The organism is Nostoc sp. LPT (assembly GCF_017115165.1).
Classification (GTDB): domain Bacteria; phylum Cyanobacteriota; class Cyanobacteriia; order Cyanobacteriales; family Nostocaceae; genus Nostoc.
The window spans coordinates 1-20,328 of sequence record NZ_JABXKF010000117.1; the positions used below are offsets into that span (position 1 = coordinate 1).

The 20,328-nt window shown below is 39.9% G+C and carries 18 protein-coding genes and 2 pseudogenes; 5 read left to right on the forward strand and 15 right to left on the reverse strand.

What is annotated here, in order from left to right; all coding sequences use genetic code 11:
• Window positions 1-21: 21 nt before the first annotated feature.
• A complete protein-coding gene (locus HWQ58_RS22025) occupies window positions 22-3,030 on the reverse strand; it encodes a Tn3 family transposase (RefSeq protein WP_366838420.1) in 3,009 nt (1,002 codons plus the stop codon).
• A gap of 305 nt (window positions 3,031-3,335) precedes the next feature.
• Here HWQ58_RS22025 and HWQ58_RS22030 point away from each other — a divergent pair, with 305 nt between their 5' ends.
• Window positions 3,336-3,803, forward strand: a complete 468-nt coding sequence (locus HWQ58_RS22030; RefSeq protein WP_292867140.1) for a zinc ribbon domain-containing protein — start codon at window positions 3,336-3,338, stop codon at window positions 3,801-3,803.
• A gap of 38 nt (window positions 3,804-3,841) precedes the next feature.
• Here HWQ58_RS22030 and HWQ58_RS22035 read toward each other — a convergent pair whose 3' ends face one another.
• The 7 genes from HWQ58_RS22035 to HWQ58_RS22065 form a co-directional block, all read right to left on the reverse strand.
• Complete coding sequence (locus tag HWQ58_RS22035; RefSeq protein ID WP_292867142.1) at window positions 3,842-4,105, reverse strand: hypothetical protein; 264 nt, start codon at window positions 4,103-4,105, stop codon at window positions 3,842-3,844.
• Complete coding sequence (locus HWQ58_RS22040; protein WP_292867144.1) at window positions 4,102-4,524, reverse strand: ASCH domain-containing protein; 423 nt, start codon at window positions 4,522-4,524, stop codon at window positions 4,102-4,104. Before HWQ58_RS22040 ends, HWQ58_RS22035 begins: the two co-directional genes overlap by 4 nt.
• A 79-nt stretch (window positions 4,525-4,603) precedes the next feature.
• A complete protein-coding gene (locus HWQ58_RS22045; RefSeq protein WP_292867182.1) occupies window positions 4,604-5,746 on the reverse strand; it encodes an IS4 family transposase in 1,143 nt (380 codons plus the stop codon).
• Between the two features lie 174 nt (window positions 5,747-5,920).
• Window positions 5,921-7,012 (reverse strand): replicative DNA helicase, encoded by a 1,092-nt coding sequence (gene dnaB, locus HWQ58_RS22050; RefSeq protein ID WP_292867146.1) that lies wholly within the window; start codon window positions 7,010-7,012, stop codon window positions 5,921-5,923.
• Window positions 6,897-7,757, reverse strand: a complete 861-nt coding sequence (locus HWQ58_RS22055; RefSeq protein WP_292867148.1) for a hypothetical protein — start codon at window positions 7,755-7,757, stop codon at window positions 6,897-6,899. The genes dnaB and HWQ58_RS22055 overlap by 116 nt, the downstream gene beginning before the upstream one ends.
• 57 nt (window positions 7,758-7,814) lie before the next feature.
• Complete coding sequence (locus tag HWQ58_RS22060; protein WP_292867150.1) at window positions 7,815-8,279, reverse strand: hypothetical protein; 465 nt, start codon at window positions 8,277-8,279, stop codon at window positions 7,815-7,817.
• A 42-nt stretch (window positions 8,280-8,321) separates the two neighbouring features.
• Window positions 8,322-9,128: a DUF5131 family protein gene (locus HWQ58_RS22065; protein WP_292867152.1), complete on the reverse strand. Its 807-nt coding sequence runs from the start codon at window positions 9,126-9,128 to the stop codon at window positions 8,322-8,324.
• Between the two features lie 40 nt (window positions 9,129-9,168).
• Between HWQ58_RS22065 and HWQ58_RS22070 the strand changes: the two genes are divergently transcribed.
• On the forward strand, window positions 9,169-9,447 hold the full coding sequence (locus HWQ58_RS22070) for a hypothetical protein (protein WP_366838410.1): 279 nt from the start codon (window positions 9,169-9,171) through the stop codon (window positions 9,445-9,447).
• A 125-nt stretch (window positions 9,448-9,572) separates the two neighbouring features.
• Here HWQ58_RS22070 and HWQ58_RS22075 read toward each other — a convergent pair whose 3' ends face one another.
• From HWQ58_RS22075 to HWQ58_RS22085, 3 genes are all read right to left on the reverse strand, one after another.
• Window positions 9,573-10,178: an MT-A70 family methyltransferase gene (locus HWQ58_RS22075; RefSeq protein WP_292867154.1), complete on the reverse strand. Its 606-nt coding sequence runs from the start codon at window positions 10,176-10,178 to the stop codon at window positions 9,573-9,575.
• Window positions 10,179-10,196: 18 nt separating this feature from the next.
• Complete coding sequence (locus HWQ58_RS22080; protein ID WP_292867156.1) at window positions 10,197-10,652, reverse strand: hypothetical protein; 456 nt, start codon at window positions 10,650-10,652, stop codon at window positions 10,197-10,199.
• A 284-nt stretch (window positions 10,653-10,936) separates the two neighbouring features.
• The gene (locus tag HWQ58_RS22085; RefSeq protein ID WP_292867158.1) at window positions 10,937-11,152 is read right to left on the reverse strand and encodes a hypothetical protein; all 216 of its coding nucleotides are present in this window, start codon (window positions 11,150-11,152) and stop codon (window positions 10,937-10,939) included.
• Between the two features lie 221 nt (window positions 11,153-11,373).
• Here HWQ58_RS22085 and HWQ58_RS22090 point away from each other — a divergent pair, with 221 nt between their 5' ends.
• From HWQ58_RS22090 to ltrA, 3 genes are all read left to right on the forward strand, one after another.
• Window positions 11,374-13,029, forward strand: a complete 1,656-nt coding sequence (locus HWQ58_RS22090) for an IS1182 family transposase (protein ID WP_292867160.1) — start codon at window positions 11,374-11,376, stop codon at window positions 13,027-13,029.
• Between the two features lie 119 nt (window positions 13,030-13,148).
• Window positions 13,149-13,571 carry a hypothetical protein gene (locus HWQ58_RS22095; protein ID WP_292867162.1) on the forward strand — a complete coding sequence of 141 codons (423 nt, stop codon included), beginning with the start codon at window positions 13,149-13,151 and terminating at the stop codon, window positions 13,569-13,571.
• 656 nt (window positions 13,572-14,227) lie between these two features.
• Window positions 14,228-15,901 (forward strand): group II intron reverse transcriptase/maturase, encoded by a 1,674-nt coding sequence (ltrA, locus tag HWQ58_RS22100; RefSeq protein ID WP_292867164.1) that lies wholly within the window; start codon window positions 14,228-14,230, stop codon window positions 15,899-15,901.
• Between the two features lie 180 nt (window positions 15,902-16,081).
• Here the strand turns inward: ltrA and HWQ58_RS22105 are convergent.
• The 4 genes and pseudogenes from HWQ58_RS22105 to HWQ58_RS22120 form a co-directional block, all read right to left on the reverse strand.
• A pseudogene (locus HWQ58_RS22105) lies at window positions 16,082-17,434 on the reverse strand (Tn3 family transposase); the annotation flags it as partial.
• 116 nt (window positions 17,435-17,550) lie between these two features.
• Window positions 17,551-17,838 (reverse strand): annotated as a pseudogene (locus HWQ58_RS22110) (transposase); the annotation flags it as partial.
• Between the two features lie 117 nt (window positions 17,839-17,955).
• The gene (locus HWQ58_RS22115) at window positions 17,956-18,381 is read right to left on the reverse strand and encodes a hypothetical protein (protein WP_292867166.1); all 426 of its coding nucleotides are present in this window, start codon (window positions 18,379-18,381) and stop codon (window positions 17,956-17,958) included.
• Between the two features lie 129 nt (window positions 18,382-18,510).
• A complete protein-coding gene (locus HWQ58_RS22120; RefSeq protein WP_366838414.1) occupies window positions 18,511-20,184 on the reverse strand; it encodes a GUN4 domain-containing protein in 1,674 nt (557 codons plus the stop codon).
• Window positions 20,185-20,328 lie beyond the last annotated feature (144 nt).

Sequence of the window (20,328 nt, forward strand, 5' to 3'; positions counted from 1 at the left end):
TGCTAGATGCAAGTTTTCAGCTTACCTGCTTTGTATACCAATTAGATAGCTAGGGACGTGACCCCAAATTAAAGGCGAAAGCGCCCGCAAATCTTCCAACTTCATCAACTTCATCCATTGTGGTTGGGACAAAACCTGCTGAATCATTAAAGTATTTATATATACTAAAGATATCTGTAGTAAATGCAGAGATAACACAGCTAATTCTTGGTCTGACAAACGATTAGTAGCAATCTCCCCACCCTTGCCGTAAAAAATAAAACTGTTAGCACTATTCCAGTTCTCCACCACGTTGAGTCCAGCATTTATCTCTTGTCGCAGTTCAACCGAATGCAGGTATTTACATAAAAATATAGTTTTTACAGCCTTGCCCAATTCCGCCAAGGCTTGATAAGTAGGGTGTAATAAATTACCCCTAGTAAAACGCTTTAAGATGGCTTCAGTTTCTGCCATACCCAAACGCAAAGCAGTAGCATACTTCACCATTTGGTCGTATTGTTGGCGAATTAAATCCCAATTAATAGCGCGAGTTAAAATCGGTTGCAAGTTTGGATAAGCATCATTATTTCCAGTTGACGGACGGTATAACTTCTGAACATTTATACGTTTAAGACGCGGCATTAACTGAAAACCCAATAAATGACAGAAAGCAAAAGCTACTTCATTTTGACCGTGACTATCCACATAATTTGTCTCCACTTTCATCTCAGTACAGTGGCGTAATAATCCTTCAATCATGGCTGCCACCTCAGAAGAAGAACAAGTTTTTAACTGTGAATAAATACAAACAGAATTCTTCTCAACGTGCCAATAAATCATCACACCTCGTCCACCATAACGGATGTGCCACTGGGTCATTAAGTTTTGATCCCAAGCACCAAACTTTTTCGAGTCAGAAGCGCAGGCGGTTGTACCCTCTCCCCAAATAGTAGAAATTCTGGCAGTAAAAATTGCATTTGCAACACAGGCAATAGCATTGCGTAATTGTTCTTTCTGAATAAAATGACGTTTGACATGGAGTAAATCTTGATAATTATCGCCTTTAATCTCATCACTCAAACGTTTTAATCCAGTATTCGTTCCTAAACCATATAAACAAAGTAGCAACCGTTTTTGTAAAGTATAGTCACCTAAAACCTCTCTTGTTGATACACTCTGAAAGTGTTGACTAAACTTAACTCGCAAATCAGTCTCTTTCAGAATATCTAAGAGGCTAGTCATGCGCCAACGTCTAGTAATTTCAGTTTTTAACCGTGTCAAGTTAACAGGTTCATTTTGAGGAGTCAAAGGAGAAACACAAATTCGACTTTTACCTGTGGTTTTAAGTGTGACTAAGTTATTTTTAGGTATTCCCTTATCCAATAAAGTTAATGATTGCTCTAAAGATTGCTGTAAATTAGCAATAAAGACTTCTACATCTGATGGTTGTTTCAAAGCTTGGAAATATTCTAATCTTTGCGCCTCAAAGTCAGCAGGTAAATCTTCTTCCGGGTTTCTGTAACGATTAGCTCCTACAACCCATATTTCCTTGCATCTAAGCTTTTCTCTCAATGCTTGCAGCACGCTCAACTCATAATTAATGCGATTAACTTTGATTTCGTCATCTACTCCCGTCTCTAATATAATTTCTTGCCAACCACTACGTAACACACCTTCAATGGGTATATCTTCTCCTGGATCATAATAACGTTGTTTACTATCAGCATACTTTTTCAGTAAAGCTATCGCTTGAATAACTGGACGATGAACTTCATTATTTGAACGGAATGAGAGCTTGTTTAAAATTAACGGTAAAATTCGGCGATAATATCCACCATAAGAAGAGCGCATCACCGTATAAACTTTCTCACGGTAAGCATTCCCTGTAGATTTATACTCTTTCACTAAATTATTGAGAGTCACCTCACTCACCACAGGAAAAATCACATCCTTGATTGTGCCATCAGGTGTTTTCAAAGAAGCTTCTGCCATTTGGTATAGTAAATTATTCTTCCCATGAACCCGTTTCAAATCCTGAATAAGTTCTTTATCTACACGTTTTTCTGCATTGGCACTTATGCGATGCACAATCTGGATGAGTAACTCTACTAAATTATCTATAACTTCTTGACTTCTGAGCCAACAGAAAGCTGTAAATAGTGTGTAGCGGATATGTTCTGGGTGACGGCGTAAGTCACGAGGATGTTCAACAATTACCCGACTTTTATAGACTTGGAGAACTTTTGTAGGGATTTTTTTAAATAAGTCTGCTGGTAATTCTAATTGCTCAAAAATCTCTAACTTAGCAACTTCTTTTTGAAAACTTTCTACACCAATTCTGCCTGGGTCTGTTTTTAATTCAGCCCATGTTAATATGGTCACATCAGTGTTGATTTCTGAGTTGTTCGTGTTATATAACTGTTGAGATAATTGGGTATCTCCCGGATTATTCAGTTGTTTATCATGATTTACTGGTGTGGTATCATCTAATTCCTGAGCGGAAGCTTTCTCTTTCAAAAAATCATCTATCCACTTTTTAGATTGGTTAGATAATTGGGAAGTTATGTCCCTAAAGAATTTAGATTCAAAATTCCTGATAGCAGAGCGAATGATACGCTCTAATCTGGAATCTGTCGGTGGTTCAAGTTTTAAATTTCGTAGTCTCGCTACTGCTGCAAGTTTTAGCTGTTCAAATTTTAACTCATAAATTAGTGCTTGTTCTGCTAACCAATTAGTTAACTCTTTAGCATCACTAACTTTGGTTTCTTGAAATCCAAAGAATTCTCTAATTTGAGCGCGATGATATTTTATGGAGCGTCCTTGCCAATCGTAGTAAGAGTACTTTTGGGGGGAAATATCTAAAAGTTTGGCAACATAATCAACAACATTTTTGGAGATTTCTTGATTATTCTCAGGAAATCTGGCATAAATCTCAAAGAACTTGAGCAATATAGCAAAACCTAACCGATTTTCGTCATTTTTCTGATTCAGTAGTGCTAATTCAAGAGGGAGTAGCGTCCAATACTCTTGTTCTACTGCAAAGTTAAGCAAACTTTGTAATATTGCTTGATGCTTGTGGTGTGTTGTGTATTTTAAATGACTGAGATTATTTAGATACTCAACTAATGTTTGCTTACTGATAATTTCTATTGACCAACTTCCATACTTTTGCAGTAAAAGTCCGAGGGTCAGTTCATAGGTTTCTCTAGTACTTGGTGCTAGACCAGGACGCTCTAGAAATTCGGTCGTGACAGTGGCTAAAGTTACAGCCGATTTCACGGTTGTTTCTGTATTCTCTCGCTTGGTTTTTTATTGATAAATTATATATCTTTTGAGGAGTTAGCCCTGAGCTTTTTATGGATACTTTTAAAACTCCCAATAGCGATGAATCCCTTGCTAGTTACGTGTCACGGGTCAGGAAGAAACTCAATTTAACTCAGTCTGAGTTGGCGGATGCTGCTGGTATACATGGACGCTCTGTCGGGAAAATCGAGCGAGGACTTACGCTTAAAATTAATCGTAGGACACTTCAAGGGTTAGCGATCGCGCTTGGCGTGCCTCAAGAATATTTTGATGCTCTGATCAAGGGCGAGGAAGTATCTCAGGTTAGAGGGGTTAAGTTTTGTCCCCAATGTTGGAATCCTGGCGCTGCGGTTGACCCTATGTGGGGTCATGTCAAAGCCAAGTTTTGTTATCTCTGCGGTACACCGATTCGAGCTAACTGCGCGAATTGCGGTGAGTTGGTGTTGTCTTTGAGACACCGATTTTGTCCAATTTGTGGCTGTGCTTATAAAACGCCTGTCAAAACAGCTTATACCCAATAATCAACTCTTTTTTCTCAAACCCAGACTCCACAATACTTTCAGCCTATCTTGCCCCTGGTGACAGCTTCGCTATATTTACCCCCAATCCCGCCGCCACCCGCAAAAAATACTACAGCTTGAAGGGCATCATCTGGAAGTATTGGTTTTTTATATGTGTTATCAAAATTGTTGCAGACATCTGATTTTGGTAATGGCTTTTTGGTTTTCGCTTTTTTGATAAAGGCGATGATATCTTCCTTGATTGCCCTCTGTTGTTGCAGTGTCCTCGGAGGTAGCGTATGACTTAAGACTGTTTTAGTCATGCAACCACCTCCATAACCAAATCGTCTGGCACTTCAAAAATTCCCAACCGCCCAATGTAGGGAATCGGTGTAATCTCGCGTGGATTCTCCAGCTTCCAGTGATATTGCTCAGGCATTCCCCAGCCAGACGCAACTTGTGAAAACTTGCAATCTACTATTGTGACAATGCCAATAACTTGACCGCGACGTAGAGAGATTAGTTCTGGGATGGCTACCCCCATCCCTTGACAAAATTCTTTCGCTAGCTGGTACTCTTTCTTGGTACAAGTCTTGGCTCCATGAATCAGAATGTCACCGCGATAATTGATAGGCCAGCCTCGGTTTTCTATGTTTTTAGTGGAGTGAATGATGGCACTTGCCCAAGGTTGACGAACGGATAGCGCTTTCACAAGTTTTAAAACTCCAATAGTTGAGGTCATGTCTGGTTGGGAGCGATAGCTATTGAAGCCATACAGCGTTCGTCCTTGACGTTGCCGGCTTGCGGGGCTACAAAAAGGGCTAGGATGCAGATAGAATAAGCCTCATAGCCCTCTCTCCTTGCTGATAGTACTTACGCTTATTAGGACTTAATCTCAATAATTCAGTGACTAACTCATAAGAATTTTCCATGAAATTGACCCAATTGTCGCCATAAAGACCAATATAAAAACTACTATGTCGTCGAGCAATCCGTTTAGATTCTTTAATTCGTCCAACATATTTTTGAACACCCATGCGTTTAATTTTTTGACCAGATATAGTTGCAGCTGTATAGGCAAGCGAGATTAATAATATTAGGTAAATTAGCCTTTGTCCTGATACATTAGTATCTTCAAAGTTATAACCACCGCTCTTAAAATCTCTAAACATCTCTTCAATATCAAAACGTTGTTTATAAGCTCTAATAACTGAATCTAAATCATCTAAGTTGGTAAGGATAAACCAACCCTCCTCCGGCGCAACCCCTAAGCGTTTACGTTTCCATTTAGCAGCAAGATTAAAGCTAACAAACCCAAGGGATTTTGTATATTTAATGCCTTGGTAAAAGAAGGAAAGACCAGGCGCTAAACCTAAATCTCTTAATTGCAGCCAAATTTCCGGTTCTATTTCTATAAATGCATCCTTTTTTAAGCGTAAACAGAAATATACTTTCTGCTCTGTCAGCCAGTTAGCCAGCTTTACCGAACAAAATTCCCGGTCTCCTAACACTACAGTTTTATAATTCTTGAAAATCGGTAATGCTTTTTTGAATACTGCCTCTTGCTCATCAAATTTGCTTGAACCCAATTTATCTAATAGCTTAAAGTATATTGGGATAGACCTTTTATCCCAAACAATACTAATCATTAACAGATTAATACACCCCCAATTAGTCCGGTCAATTACTAAATAAATAACTTCATTTAAGGAAAAATATATCTCTAACCAGCTTTTAATAATTGGGAACCAAATTTCTTCAATATTTATGTAATTTAAAGACAAAAATCTTTGAACTTTCTTTCTTCTACTTTCAAAAAATATGGGGATAGGTAAAGCAGTAGCTAGTGCTTCAATGCTAACAGTTTTAATAGATTGTAATAAATTTATTAGGATTTTTAGTAATAAATATTCTGCACGTCCCAATTCTCGCTTGAGGTTTGTCTCGTAGAATTCTGGTAATATTATCATTAAATAGAGCTTGTTGCGAATGAATGCTCTTTTTCTTTTACCACAAATTGCTACACTCTTTGTCATATAAGCATTTTAGACCATTTTGTCTCCCCTCAAGCGTTGCCGGAGACATCGCTGCCTTCACCAAACCATCGGTTACTTCAAAAATTCCCAGTAGTCCAATGTCTAAAACTGCCGATGACGTACTAAGTTTTTGAACTTAGTAAACTGGTTATCAAATAGCAGCTTGACTGTACCAGTAGGGCCATTTCTCTGCTTACGGACAATTAACTCGGAAATGCCACGGTCAGGGGAATCGGGATTATGAACCTCATCACGGTAGAGCATAATTACAACATCACTGTCCTGTTCCACCGCCCCACTGTCTCGAAGATCACTCAATATAGGGCGTTTATCATTACGGTGTTCGACTTCTCGGCTTAACTGAGACAAGGCTAGGACTGGAACATCAAGATCCTTAGCTAATTTTTTCAGTCCTCGGCTGATTTGACCCACTCTCTGGGTCATGTTCATTTTTGAATCAGTGCCTTCGGCCATCAACTGTAAATAGTCTACAATAACCAGTCCGACACCACCATGTGTGGCTGAGATTTTTCGGACAAGGCTACGAATTTCATTCATTGTGGGGCAGGAATTATCATTGATAAAAATCCCTTGTTCAGAAAGTTGTGCTACCGCCTGACTCAGGGGTTGCCACTGATTGTTAGAGAGCCGCCCTGTTTCGAGTAAACTGTTCTCAATGCCGGATTCACTGCTGAGAAATCTCTGCACATATTCTTCACGGCTCATTTCCAAACTGAAAACAGCTACAGGTAATCTTTGGGATTGAGCGACATTAAGAGCTAAGTTACCAGCAAGGGCAGACTTGCCAACAGATGGACGAGCAGCGAGTATATACAGGCGTTTGGGGCGAAAGCCACCACCGAGTAAACCATCCAAATCATAGAATCCAGTAGAAATGGCGGGACTAGATGTACCAGCGTGGCGCGACTCGATTTCTTGGTAAGCGTCAACCAAACAGTCAGAAATATGAATCAGGTCATCATGAGAGCGCTGTTGTGTGACACTGAAAACTTTTTGTTCAGCAGCGTCAAGAATCAGTGGTAATTCAGTTTCAGTTTCATAGCCGAGATGTAGAATCTCATTTGCCGCCTTGATTAATTGTCGGCGGTGGTATTTTTCCATTACCAATTCTGCCAGAGCGTCGATGTTGATGGCTGAAACTGTACGCGAAATAGCCGATGGGTTGTTTTTCATCTGGTTTTTGTTGTTTTGTTAGTTCTGATGTGGCTTCTGGTTCAGAAACTTGTGACCAATAGCCCAGTAATTCTTCTAGTCCGGCTTTGGAGCCTTCTAAGTTACCAATTGACTTGAGAACTGTGGGGATTTTCTCTTGCCAAGATTCACTCTCACTCCACTTAGCCCTGTGTTTGGCTATCAACTCCACCAGTCGGCGATCGCAGGTTTGGTAAATCTTGTCCCTGGTAGCAGTACGCCAGGGGAAGCGCCAACTACGCATTTTGATTTCTGTCCTGTACACAGCAGGCAATGAGTCAGTTGCCATGATGCTTGGATCTACTAAAACCATGTCAATCAAGTCTTCAATCGACTGGAATTTTGGTAATTTCTGCTTGTTCGATTGTTCGTTTTTATAGAACGACCCCGCCGCAATAGTTGATCTACAAGAGGGGTTATCGGTTTGTTGCTTATACTCGGAATTTTTTAACAACAAAGTGGAAAGTTTTGGGGTTGGTTCTTCTGGAGTTGGTTTTTCTGGAGTTGGTTTTTCTGGAGTTGGTTCTTCAAGTTCAATTTCTTTCGCTGTTAAATCAAGTTCTTCTTTTTCACACACACTCTCTTGGGTGGGGGGCGCGGGTGGCTTTTCTTGGGGCGCATTGTGTGTAATCTCTGAAGTAATCTCTGAAGTAATCTCTGTATATATAGATATATTGCCCCGATCTGGCATTACAGTATGTCCTTCTGGGGCAATATAGCTTGTCATATTGGAGCATTCTGTATTGGATGAAGAGGGCAATATATATTGCTCTTGAGGGGCATTCTATATTGCTCTTGAGGGGCATTCTATATTGGACAAATTGGGCATTATGCTGGGTTTTTGCTCGGCATCATCCTGAGATTTTTTTGTTTTTCGAGTCCAAGATGAAGTAATTTCTTGAATTGGTAGCTCAATATTGTTCATAAAAGCTGACCAACGTTGATTAAGAGCGTCTTTATCCAACCAAAACTCTAAGCGTCTGGGACATCCTTTGAACTGCTCTTTGAGTAAACCCCTAGCTTTGAGAGATTTTCGGGCCGATTCTTGTTCCTTCCTGGTGAGTCCAGTTTCAAGTTCAATTTCTATTTGAGTTTTGTAAATCCAACCCTGATCATCTTTCTGTTTGCCCAACCAATAATACATTTGGCATAAAAAAAGGTTTGGTAACACACCCCCAGTAACAGCAACTAGCTTTGGGTAATAAGCAACTGGGTTTCCGAGGTCTTTTAAGAAATCTGTTAGTCTCATAACTTTCCCTTTATAAAGCTAATGATGTACTGGGATTTTGCTTTAATTACGCACTGGTAAAGGAAATTCTCGCAATTTTAGATGCTGGGGAAATTCTTCAATTTCGCCACCTTTCTTGTCGCGGGTTTTAAATCGCTGTCCCTGATAGTACGCATTCGCCCCCAACTGCTTGACAAACACAGGGGTTTTTGACTCACTGCACTGTTTGACAATAGACTCAATCCATTCGATGTGGCATGGTCTAGAATTTGGGCCAGACTCACCACCGATAATGACTAACTGAACATCATTTAAATATTGGCTAATATCGCCCAAATGTTTTAGTAATGGCTCAACTGACCAAAACCTAACACTAGCTGGAATTTGGGACAGAGGTTGACTACGTTCTTCAAGAGTGCGACGATTCTCTATAGAAGTTCCAACCCAAATATTAGAAGGTAATTCCTCTAGCCCATGATTAGAGAGCCATTCATTCATAGATAACAACATAATTTCTGGGCGCTTGGTGAGGATTTGGAATATCTGCTTTGGTGCTACGAACATTCCATCTAACATTTCATGTTGCCAAAAACGTGGAACCCACTCACCAAAGACATCAGTCATGGAAGCAACGAAATGCCTTCTACTTTTTCTTTGAAAGCCCCATTTCCGAATAGCTTCTGTATCGAGTGTTAGTTCTGGTGGTTGCCCAGAGTAGGGTAATTTGTTTCCACCAAAGAAAGAATTTTGATTCAGTTTTTCGCTATAGCAATTTTTACACCCATCTGAGATTTTTTGACACCACCAACCGCCTTCTTTGGCACGGATGATATTATCTGTTAAGTCTGTCCATTCTATGTTTGTTGGCATAAATACCTCTGAAATTTGAAATTAGACAATACATTTGAAAATGGCTAATAAAACACCTCTTACTGAATACGATTCTCCTTGGAAGCAGATACTACAGTTGTATTTCCAAGACTTCATGTTGTTCTTTTTTCCCCAAGCGCACAGTGAAATTGATTGGAGTAGAGGTTTTGATTTTCTTGATCAGGAGCTACAGCAAGTAGTCCGTGATGCGGAGTTAGGAAAGCGATTAATTGACAAATTGGTGAAAATTTACCGCATTGGGGGTGAAGAGTCTTGGCTATTGATCCATGTCGAAGTTCAAAGCCAAGAAGAAACGTAACTTAGAACAATTGCGCTCCTTGTATCAGCCAACAACCGACACTCCCACAGAAAATTAGTATTTAAGAGCTTGGTATTGGATTTTCCAGATGAGCCTAGACTTTTAGTGCCTAAATTATTCCTTAGTTAGGCAGTTAAAGAAATATCTTGCGGACTCTGCTCAACAGGCTGATCAAACTTCAAAGCCTCATCCCCCCAACAGTCCCAGCCGTCCCTAGACTCGCGTGCGAACATCTCCAGCTTTGTTATGTCTGGACACAGTTTGTCTACGAGTTGGTAGAAATTTTCAGGCTTACGGGAATGCTCACGCCTGGGTGAGTGCAGGATGGTGGACTCGTTTGTGAGTGTTCGTCCAGAGAAAGCTTTGACATTCCCACGAACAGCCAAAGCGCAATGTTCGGTCGAGTTTCGCAGCCAATGACCAACACCTAGATGTGTTTTAGTGCCGTCTTTGGTGACTTTTTCCCAAGTCAAAATAGTCTTGAGTTCAAATCCCCATGTTTGCAAGCATTGAGCCGCTTCTACCATGTGATTATTTGTGTACCAAAGCCAAAGGACTGACCCTGTAGGATGGCTTAAGTCTGGAACAGGCAATGACAGTATTTCTTCTATGTGCATTGGCTTGTAGTTAATGCGGTTTCGGTGAGTTTTATCCTGATTTCTTAGCCGATAGAACCAAGGAGGGTCAATCACGATGCACTGGTATTGACCTTCTAATGTCGTTAGTCTCATGTTTGACTCCTGCTATTTTCAAACTTGTTCTGGAAATTCAATGTGGCTTAAAGTCTGAAGTTCAACAGCTAATCCACTTAAGAAATTTTGGAGTTCAACTGTTGCCAATTCTTTGGATATCTCTTTTTCTGATATGTAAATAAGTTGCTTCTGATGCCCAAAGTAAACTTTGGTACGAGTTAAGTTTTGCCCTATGTCAGTTAACAGAGTCAAAGGAAATCTTCCCAGTTTGCAGAAGTAATACTGACGGTGATCGCAAGGGTTGCTTTGATGCCAAGTAATATAAGGTTTTGAATCAATGTGAGCGCTAATAGATTCAAAATCAACGTGGAAAATGTTCATCTCAGTCAGCATCTCGCCACTGTTATAGAGGTCTGTTATATGCTGCTTAATTGCTGTTACTACTAAACCGTCAGGAATATTAATGTGAGCTTCCGATGTGATTTTTTCAACTACTGTAACTATGGCTTTCATTGTTGTTACTCTAGAGATGCAATGAGTGTTTTTGTGTGGCGATTATTACTTATTGAGCGGCAATCGCTTTTTATTTTGATTGTTAGGAATCTTGAAGTGACGACACTTTCTCAGATATGTATTATTTGCTAGAGGAGTCCTCTTTGTAACAAATAATGTCAAAGTGCTGTTAGTTGCTTGACTGCATAAAAGAGAAGCTTTTAATGTTATTGGTAATATTCGATGCTTCAGCAAAAAATTCCATCTTTAGTTAGCGAACGTTCCTGTGGTGGGGGCGTTCGCTTTCACTTAGTCAGCACTGGTTCCTTTTTGCTAACGAAAGCACCTGCTTGCCTTAGCGCTGTACCAGGGCTAGGATGAGCGAAAAATTCTTCTATAGCTTTGGTCAACCCAGCTGCAACAACCGGATCGTGACAAGCGTAAACATAGATGGGCTGTTGAACGCCATTAACCAATCGTGTCTCTTGGCGATCGCCTAAGTGTGGGTAAAATGTTCTCACCCATGTCCCCAGGTGTCCGCGATAATGGGAGCCTTTAGTGGGGGTACAGCCGGGATACGGATACCGTTGGCGAAATATTACTTAACATTAAAACGGCGGCTCTACCATGTATTACTCGGAAAAGATAGCTAGGACTTTCCGTGTAATACACGGAAGGAAAAAAATTAAGTTAGCTGCCTCAATTATCAATAAACTAGAAGAAATACCTGTGGAGGCAGTATATGTGCTTACATCCTAAAGAAATTCCTCCTATTCCCGATGAAACGGTACGTGTAGCCAAGGCCGCATTTCCAAAAGGTAATTTATATATGCGACTGCGTGATGAACTTGGAGTCTTTTATCAGGATGAAGATTTCGCATCACTGTATCCACAACGGGGTCAGCCAGCGCAAGCACCTTGGAGGTTGGCGATGATCCTGGTGATGCAGTATTTAGAAAATCTCTCTGATAGACAAGCAGCGCAAGCAGTGCAAGGGCGGATTGACTGGAAATATGCTTTATCCTTAGAGCTAACAGATCCAGGTTTTGACTTTACTGTTTTAAGCGAATTCCGCGACCGATTAATCACAGGTGGAGTCGAGCGGCAAATACTAGACTTGATGCTGTCGAAATTTCAGCAAATCAAACTACTGTCAGCAAGGGGAAAACAGCGCACTGATTCAACCCATATATTAGCTGTAGTCAGGGAGTTAAGCAGACTAGAACATTTAGGGGAAACGCTGCGGTATGCCTTAAATGCTGTGGCTGAAGTTGCACCCATTTGGCTGAAGTCACTAGCTCCGGGTGAGTGGTATGACCGCTATAGCAAACGCTTGGAAGATTCTCGACTCCCTAGAACACCTGCCGACAGGGAAGCATTAGCCGAGATCATAGGTGCGGATGGTTTTCATTTACTCGATAACATTTATTCCCAAACTTCCCCCATCGGACTGCGACAACTGCCAGCAGTAGAAGTTTTACGTCAAGTTTGGTTACAGCAATACTATGCACCAACAGACAAGATTCAGTTACGCAGTGACAAAGATGGGCCACCCGGATCTGTGCGGATTCGCTCTCCCTATGACGAAGATGCGCGTAACAGCACCAAACGCACTACTAACTGGACAGGGTACAAAGTGCATTTGACGGAAAGTTGTGATGAAGATTCACCACACATTATTACTCATGTAGAGACAACTGCTGCCACAACTCAAGACATAACTGTTGTCCACTCAATTCACCAAGCTTTGGGAGAAAAAAACCTCCTGCCTCAACAGCACTTGGTTGACCAAGCATACACATCAGCACAATTGCTTTCTAGCTCAGAGCAAGACTATAACATTGACCTGTTGGGGCCAGTAGCTCTCAATGTTGGCTGGCAAGCAAAGGCCGGACTAGGATTTGATTTATCTCACTTTCAGATAGATTGGCAGCAGAAAGCGGTCTATTGTCCTCAAGGTAAGCGTAGTTACCTTTGGAAAAATAATAAAAATACTTATGGCAAACCCGTAATTTACATTGAGTTTCGGCAGCGTGATTGTTTAGCTTGTCCGGTTCGGAGCCAATGTACTCATGCAAAAACCAATCCTCGTGGGTTAACCATACAAGTGCAATCTGAGTATGAAGCTCTTCAAAAAGCAAGAGTTCGACAAAAAACTGAGCAATTTCAAAAACAATATGCACTGCGCTCAGGTATTGAAGGAACTATCTCTCAGGGAATCCGAGCATTTGAATTGCGCGATTGCCGTTATATTGGGCTAGCTAAAACTCATCTACAGCATATCTTAACGGCTGCCGCAATCAATCTAAGTCGAGTTTTCGGGTGGTTAGAGGAGATCCCATTAGCTAAAACTCGCTCCTCACACTTTGCAAAGCTGGCAGACGCTACTGTGTGCTAGGCATACCCGTGATTGCTTGTTGCTCAACCGTTAAGAAAACTTGGCTGCCTTACCGTGTAATACACGGCAAGGCATGGTCATTCCAGGCTAAACTTACGATGTAATACACGATCGCTTTTATGTTGAAACGGGATATTCAGGGAAAGTTTGCGCTCAAGAATGATGATTATCGTGAAGTACGTTCTTTGCGATTAACAGATGATACTTGGAAGGCTCTTGGTATTGCCTCGGAATGCTTAGGCTTAACCCGTGCTGATTATTTAGAACACATTGTTAGGCATAACGATCACCCTTGTATTACACGGAAAGACTCAGATTTGTTAGCCGCCACTCAACCAAGTATTACACGGCAGAGCGAGTTACATCAGATATCTAATACCGCAAGCGCAAAACAGCCTGTTGGTTTGCCACTTACTTCAGAACTTGAAATTTTACGCGATCGCATTTTGTCCCAACTGAAGTTAGGGAATCTTGCTACTGAGTATAAAACTGCTCAAAAGGTTCTCAATCGTTTCATTGCTGAACTAATCGGTTCAGTTTAGCTGCTTAGGGAATTCGCCAACGGTATCCGATGGCGCACGAAGGGCTGGAAGCCCCTATATATAAAGCTTCCAAAAGATGAGCGAGGAACCGATTCCTCCAGTCTGGTGTCCAAGACTGTTCCTAACCTTCCCATGCACCACTGGTAACGGCGGTGTGTGAAGCGGAAAGTAAAGCCCAAGGAAGCATTTAGCCTAAAAATGTAACCGGGCAAAGGAAAGATTGGATGGGTGAATGTAAATGAATCCTTATTGAGGCATCGTAAGAAAAGGTCATCGAAAAGGCTGACACGGTGATACGAGTGAATGTACTGAATACCCCGAAATTACTCAGTCAAGGTTCAACCCCTCAATGCAAGTTGAACTGGGACACCAAACACTCCGGTGTAGAGAGGACACCCTACCCAATTACATCTCATCCGTGCGTAACGTAGTAACCCCAATGAAGTCTGGGATTTACCCAGTAAGCAATCCGTAAGGAAAGCTGAATTCTTCAGTGGGTCAAGGATGCTTCCAAAAGCGAATGCCACCAGCCGAAAGGCAAGGGGAATCCATAACCCGGTGGATAGGGCAGATGTCCAACCTGAAAGGGTGCTGACGGGAAGCAGGTGAGTCAACCAATATCCGTTGTAATGATTTCAAACCGAGGTGTAAGTTAGATGCAGGCAACTGTAAACCGAACCAAGGGACAGACTAATTGGAATTGTGTCAACTGGCGCAAAGCCAATCGGATTGTTCGGAATTTGAGACAGCGAATCTTTAGGGCAAAAACTGAGGGCAAACTGAAAAAGGTACGCTCTCTCCAGAAACTGATGCTACGCAGCTATTCTAATCGCCTAGTTAGCGTTAGAAAAGTGACGCAGTATAACAGAGGTCGAAACACACCAGGAATAGATAAAGTAGTAGTCAAAACTGCTACAGCCAGGGGTCAGTTAGTAGATAAATTAACTGATTACTCTCCCTGGAAATCATCACCAGCACGACGAATTTACATCCCAAAAGCTAATGGGAAGAAACGACCTTTAGGAATTCCAGTAATACAAGACCGTGCCATCCAGGCAATGGTTAAAAATGCCTTAGAACCCGAATGGGAAACAATTTTTGAAAGGTCTAGTTACGGCTTTCGTCCAGGACGTAGCCCCCATGATGCTATTGCCAGTATCTATAACTTAGCCCGACCGAATAAACGGAAGAAATGGGTCGTAGATGCAGACATTCAAGGGTGTTTTGACAACATCTCACATAATTTTCTGTTAGAGCTTTTAACAGGCTTTCCAGCCCGTGAATTAATTAAACAGTGGCTACTAGCAGGATATATGGAAGCAGGTTCATGGCATCCAACAGATGCTGGTACACCGCAAGGGTCTGTTGTCAGTCCGTTGTTAGCAAATATAGCTTTGCACGGTATGGAATCTGCCTTGGGAGTTAAATATAATAAAGACGGAGAACTCCGTGCATCTAGAGCTTTGGTGAGGTTCGCCGATGATTTTGTGGTGTTCTGTGAAACACTTGAAGATACAAAAACTGTTCTTCAAATCCTGAATAACTGGATGCAAGCTAGAGGGCTTACCCTCTCTCAGGAGAAAACCAAAATATCGCATCTCACAGAAGGGTTTGACTTTTTGGGTTTCAATATTAGGCACTACAAAGACCAAACTACTAAAACTGGATGGAAGCTGTTAATCAAACCTAGTAAAAAGTCTGTGCTAAATATTCGGAGTAAACTGCGTTTTGAATGGCTTAACTGTAAAGGTAAGTCAGCAGATGCAGTCATTAAAAAGCTCAATCCGATTATTCGGGGACAAGCGAATTACTTGCGAGTTGGAGTATCCTCAAAAATTTTCAATTCTCTTGACCACTGGTTATATGAGAAACAGAAAATGTATGCTAAACGCACTCATCGAAATAAATCCGATAGCTGGCGTAAGGCTAAATACTGGGGAAATCTAAATCTTGATAGACCATTTGACCGATGGGTTTTTGGTAATAAACAAACCGGAGCCTATATGTTGAAATTTGCTTGGTTCAAGATTGAAAGGCACATTCTTGTTAAAGGTAAATCATCACCCGATGACCCCAAATTAAGGGACTACTGGATTAAACGGCAAGAAGCTAAAACTAAATCCGAATTAATTAAAAGTAGGCAGAAGATAGCCCAAAGGCAACAATATGTCTGTCCTGTATGCGGGGAATCTTTATTAAATGATGAGGAGTTACATCTTCATCATAAAAAGCCAAAATCTCAGCGTGGTGGTGACAATTACGGCAACCTACAACTTGTACATCTGTACTGCCATCAGCAAATACATTCTGGAACAATTTGTAGTTTATGACTTGCTTGAGCCGGATGCGTTGCAAGGCGCAAGTCCGGTTCTGAGGGGGCGGGATTATAGCGATATAGTCCTGCTACCCGACCACGGTGATGCCGTGTGCGGAATTTTCTTTTTGAAGATGGGGTAAAAGTAGCGAAGAGCTAATTTGCCGCCACGTGACGGCTGAAAATCTTACCCAGATTAGGTTTCAGAAAAAAATAAAGCATTAGCAGCATCAATTTGTAATCGCTCGTTCATATCCAGTCGAAAAGTGCCGTAAGGGTTAACATGTAACCAAATCAACGGTGATAATGCGCGGAAATCTTCTTTTCTCATCTGCTTCATCCAAGTGGCTTCTGCCAAAACCCTTTGAATCATTAGGGTATTGATGTAAACAAGGCTGATTTGCAGCAGGTGCAGGCACAAAACCGATAATTCTTGTTCATCCAGGCGGTTAGTAGCAATTTCACTGTTTTTGCCGTAAAAAATAAAACCATTAGCACTATTCCAGTTTTCCACCACATTCAGCCCTTCATTAATCTCACGCCGTAATGCTTCAGAGTTGAGGTAGTGACAGAGAAAGATAGTTTTAACCGCTCTACCTAGCTCAGAAAGTGCTTTTTGTGTCGGATGTTGAGGAGAAGAACGGCTAAAACGTTTCAAAATCGTGTCTGCTTCCGCCGTTCCTAAACGTAAAGCAGTAGTATATTTAATCATCTGGTCATACTGCTGGCGAATCAGTTCCCAATCAATCGCTTTAGTCAGTACAAGTTGTAAATTAGGAAAATCTTGTTTTTGTCCAGCACTGGGTAGATATAACTTTTGGGAGCCGATGCGCTTGATCCGAGGCATCAACTCAAAGCCCAGTAAACGGCAGAAGCCAAAGGCAATTTCATTTTGACCGTGGGTGTCTACATAGTTTTTCTTTACCTTCATATCAGTGCAATGACGTAAGAGACCCTCAATCATTGCTGCCACCTCCGAAGAAGAACATGTCTTAAGTTGAGAGTAGATGCAGGCAGATTTTTTCTCAACGTGCCAATAGATCATCACTCCCCGACCTCCGTAACGGATGTGCCATTCTGTCATCAAATTTTGATCCCACGAGCCAAACTTTTTGGAATCACTAGCACACGCTGTCGTACCTTCTCCCCAAATTGCTACCTTACGAACATTGAAAGTAGCATTTACAACTTCTGCGATAGCATTACGCAAGTGTTCTCGGTGAATGTAGTGCTTTTTGACATAACGCAGATCATACTCTAAGTCACTGTTAATTCCTCCGCACATACGCTTAAGTCCAGTATTACTACCCAATCCATACAAACACAACAACAATCGTCGTTGTAGGGTTTCTCGGTCTAGGTTAGAACGCACACCCGTATTCTTGAAATGATTAGTAAAACCAATCCGCAGGTCAGCTTCTTTCAACATATCCAGCAAACTGGTCAGGGGCCAGCGCCTTTCTATCTCACGTTTAAGTTGCAAGATATTGAGTGGTTCTGGCTGTGCTTCCAGAGGAGAAGGCTTTAGTCCAGATACCTTCGACATTAATGAAGTTAATCAAAGGTTACAAGAATTTAAATAATTTACTGATATCTCCAATAACAGTTTTGGTAAGTAAATTAGCTTTTTTTTATGAAATGCCTTCTAGATATGCTTTTCAGCCATTACGTGGCGGCAAATTCTCTCTTCGCTACTTTTACCCCTTGTAACCGGACTTTTGGTAGACTGCGGTAACGTGCTTGCCGTAAACCGAAAGCATTTATTGCTTGTGATAAAGTTCCTTCAACACCAGCACGGGTGTTATAACGTTCTTTCCACTCATCAGTATCCTGCTGTTTACGGATAGTTTGAAGGATCTGGTGTTCTTCTTGTAGACGGAATCTTAATTTTCTTGGCTCACTTTCACTTTTTGACTTGACACATAAGTGTCTGAAATTACAGATTCGGCAGGTTTTGGAAGGAAATCATCCCATTTTCCTTATTCCTCTGCTCGCTTTAGCATTTGTAGGGTTTTCAAATGTAAAGAAATATTTCGCCAACAGCATCCGTTGATACTCACACCCCATTCTTTAGTACTTCCTAGTATTATTTACTTTCGTCCCAATAATTGATTGCTCTTTATCTTTTATGATAAATTTAGAACTATTAATTCTAATAACTTCATAGTTTTCTGTTATAAAAATTGAACCTATAGTAGCTACTATATCTGCAATATGAATCTGAAGAAATAGTGGGACTTTTAAATTAAAAAAAGATTTTGGCATAGTTTTAACATTTAAATATAATTTTTTTTTGCTTACGTACCATACTCCAGTAAATTTATTACCTGTTATAAGTTCTTTAGGTTTAGATAAAAGAAGTATTTGAATCCTAGTTTGCTCATAAGTCATATCATCTTTAAATTCAATAGTGATTTTTTCCGAAGAAGTATTAAAACGCCATTTTCCTAAAAGTAAAATTTCTATTTCTATATCAGAATGCCTACTGTTATTCATGTTTAATTTTTAAATTGATTAGATTACTACAATGAAAGAAGTATTAGCTATAATGTACCGATCGCTCATCTTTAGTCTAAAGTCCAGTTCATAGTTATTAACAAATATGTGATTAAGATATGAAAAAGTTCAGTGACAAATTTTTGCACGAGAAAAGAATAAGTGCATCTGCCAAACTAACCATGACCCCACTCGCCATGCTCCCATTGAAAGGGGTTCCGCAGATGAATCTGGAGATAGCTCAAAAATATCTTGGTCATAATGTAACCATTTGACTGGTAGGTGTCCCATTGGTATCGTCGGGGATAATTTAAAAGTTAGTTGGTCGTAGTTTAACCAGTTTCCCTCTTTTCGCCAACCCAGGCGATCGCCAAGTCTCTTTTCTGTTTCATAATCTACTTGAGCGCCGATTTCGTTCCAAATGCTTTGCTGTACACTGAAGCCGAAATAACCATGACTGTATTGTTGCCAAAGTTGGTCAATACTGTAAAAAGCTTTACAAGAAAAGTTAAGAATATCTTCCTTATAAACTTCATTCCAATAATTCTTTCCCATGACGTGTAGCATTAATCTAGCCGTTTCAATGTCAGCTTCTTTCCACTTGTCTTGTGCAAGGAGAGTTTGCAGTTGATTATAATCAATATTTTTACTAATTTTAAATTCTTTAACAGAGTTAATATCATTATTAGTTGGTTCTACTAATTCTCTTTTTTCAATAGAGAGTGCAGAATTTATAGATAAAAAATCTGTCTCTAATATCCCTAGCACTTTTCTTTGAGCGACAAGTTGAGTAGAGATATAATTAGATATTAAGTAAATAGTTTGTTCTAAAGCTATACCATCATCACTTAACTCAAAGTTATTAGCTTGCCCATTTAATAATTTAGACTCAACCAAAGCATCTTTTAATCTATCTTTTTTTTCGTAGCTTGCTACTAATAAATTGAGAATATTTTCAGAAATTGTATCAGTATCTTGTATTCTTAATAAATTCGGTTGAAAATTTAAATTACTATTTGCTAAATTCTTAATTTCTCCTACAGTTGCGTAAAAGTTTGCATCTACTTTTACTACTTCGTCTATTAAGGATTGAAATGGACTAAAATTATCTTGTAAATAATTTTCAAACTTGATTGCTGTCTCGGCTATTTTTGCTATTTCTTGACGAATTTTTTGGGCTTTTATTTGATATTCATAAAATTCTTGATCTCCCTCTAAATTTTTAGCTATTTGCTGAATAGTTCGCTTTTGATTTTTGGTATCTTCTCCTAAGTTTTTAATTCCTTCAGTCAGCAATTTTACTTTTTCTAACATTAAAAAATTAGTATTGCTCAAAAGTAAAACTGATTTGAGATTTTCTTGTTTTTCCCATTTTAGTTTCTCAGTAAGTTGAGGATTATTCTGGTTTTTGATTTCTAGTTTATTTCTATCTACATTTATGTTTTTGATTTCTAGATATTTTTGAGTAAACAAGCATTTCCAATCATCAGTAAATTTTGATAAAAAATCTTGATAACTATCTTTATAATTTTCTAAACAATCAATTAGTTGAGTATAATCTTTAATTAATAATTTGGTTTTGGCAAAAATTTCTTTTTGACTATTTTCCTGTTTGGGTTTAATTATTCCCCAAAAGTAAGAATGATACTTAGTACCTTGTTTAATTAATACTTGACATTCTTGAATTTTTTTTTTAACTTTTTTTAATTTTAAATTATTTATAATAGGTAATTTATAAGTGATTTCATAAATTGAAATAGATTCATAAGTAATTATTTGTCTTTGCTTTTTAGTTAGCATCATACTGATTCTCACAAGAGTAGCGGCTAAACTTCTCACCTATTTCAACGAACCCCTTCTCCTGCAAAGACGCTAAGCTTGCTTCCCCAGAAGGGTACAGGGTAGGGAACTTCGAGTAGGGGCGCACAGCTAGCTGTGTGCCTCTAC

Bases quoted from the DNA above. Each gene is read 5' to 3' on its own strand.
- HWQ58_RS22075 (WP_292867154.1), bottom strand. From the start codon at position 10,178: ATGAGACTAACGACATTAGAAGGTCAATACCAGTGCATCGTGATTGAC.
- HWQ58_RS22080 (WP_292867156.1), bottom strand. From the start codon at position 10,652: ATGAAAGCCATAGTTACAGTAGTTGAAAAAATCACATCGGAAGCTCAC.
- HWQ58_RS22040 (WP_292867144.1), bottom strand. From the start codon at position 4,524: ATGACCTCAACTATTGGAGTTTTAAAACTTGTGAAAGCGCTATCCGTT.
- HWQ58_RS22030 (WP_292867140.1), top strand. From the start codon at position 3,336: ATGGATACTTTTAAAACTCCCAATAGCGATGAATCCCTTGCTAGTTAC.
- HWQ58_RS22065 (WP_292867152.1), bottom strand. From the start codon at position 9,128: ATGCCAACAAACATAGAATGGACAGACTTAACAGATAATATCATCCGT.
- HWQ58_RS22115 (WP_292867166.1), bottom strand. From the start codon at position 18,381: ATGAATAACAGTAGGCATTCTGATATAGAAATAGAAATTTTACTTTTA.
- dnaB (WP_292867146.1), bottom strand. From the start codon at position 7,012: ATGAAAAACAACCCATCGGCTATTTCGCGTACAGTTTCAGCCATCAAC.
- ltrA (WP_292867164.1), top strand. From the start codon at position 14,228: ATGCAGGCAACTGTAAACCGAACCAAGGGACAGACTAATTGGAATTGT.
- HWQ58_RS22120 (WP_366838414.1), bottom strand. From the start codon at position 20,184: ATGATGCTAACTAAAAAGCAAAGACAAATAATTACTTATGAATCTATT.
- HWQ58_RS22070 (WP_366838410.1), top strand. From the start codon at position 9,169: ATGGCTAATAAAACACCTCTTACTGAATACGATTCTCCTTGGAAGCAG.
- HWQ58_RS22035 (WP_292867142.1), bottom strand. From the start codon at position 4,105: ATGACTAAAACAGTCTTAAGTCATACGCTACCTCCGAGGACACTGCAA.
- HWQ58_RS22090 (WP_292867160.1), top strand. From the start codon at position 11,374: ATGTGCTTACATCCTAAAGAAATTCCTCCTATTCCCGATGAAACGGTA.
- HWQ58_RS22055 (WP_292867148.1), bottom strand. From the start codon at position 7,757: ATGACAAGCTATATTGCCCCAGAAGGACATACTGTAATGCCAGATCGG.
- HWQ58_RS22095 (WP_292867162.1), top strand. From the start codon at position 13,149: ATGTTGAAACGGGATATTCAGGGAAAGTTTGCGCTCAAGAATGATGAT.
- HWQ58_RS22060 (WP_292867150.1), bottom strand. From the start codon at position 8,279: ATGAGACTAACAGATTTCTTAAAAGACCTCGGAAACCCAGTTGCTTAT.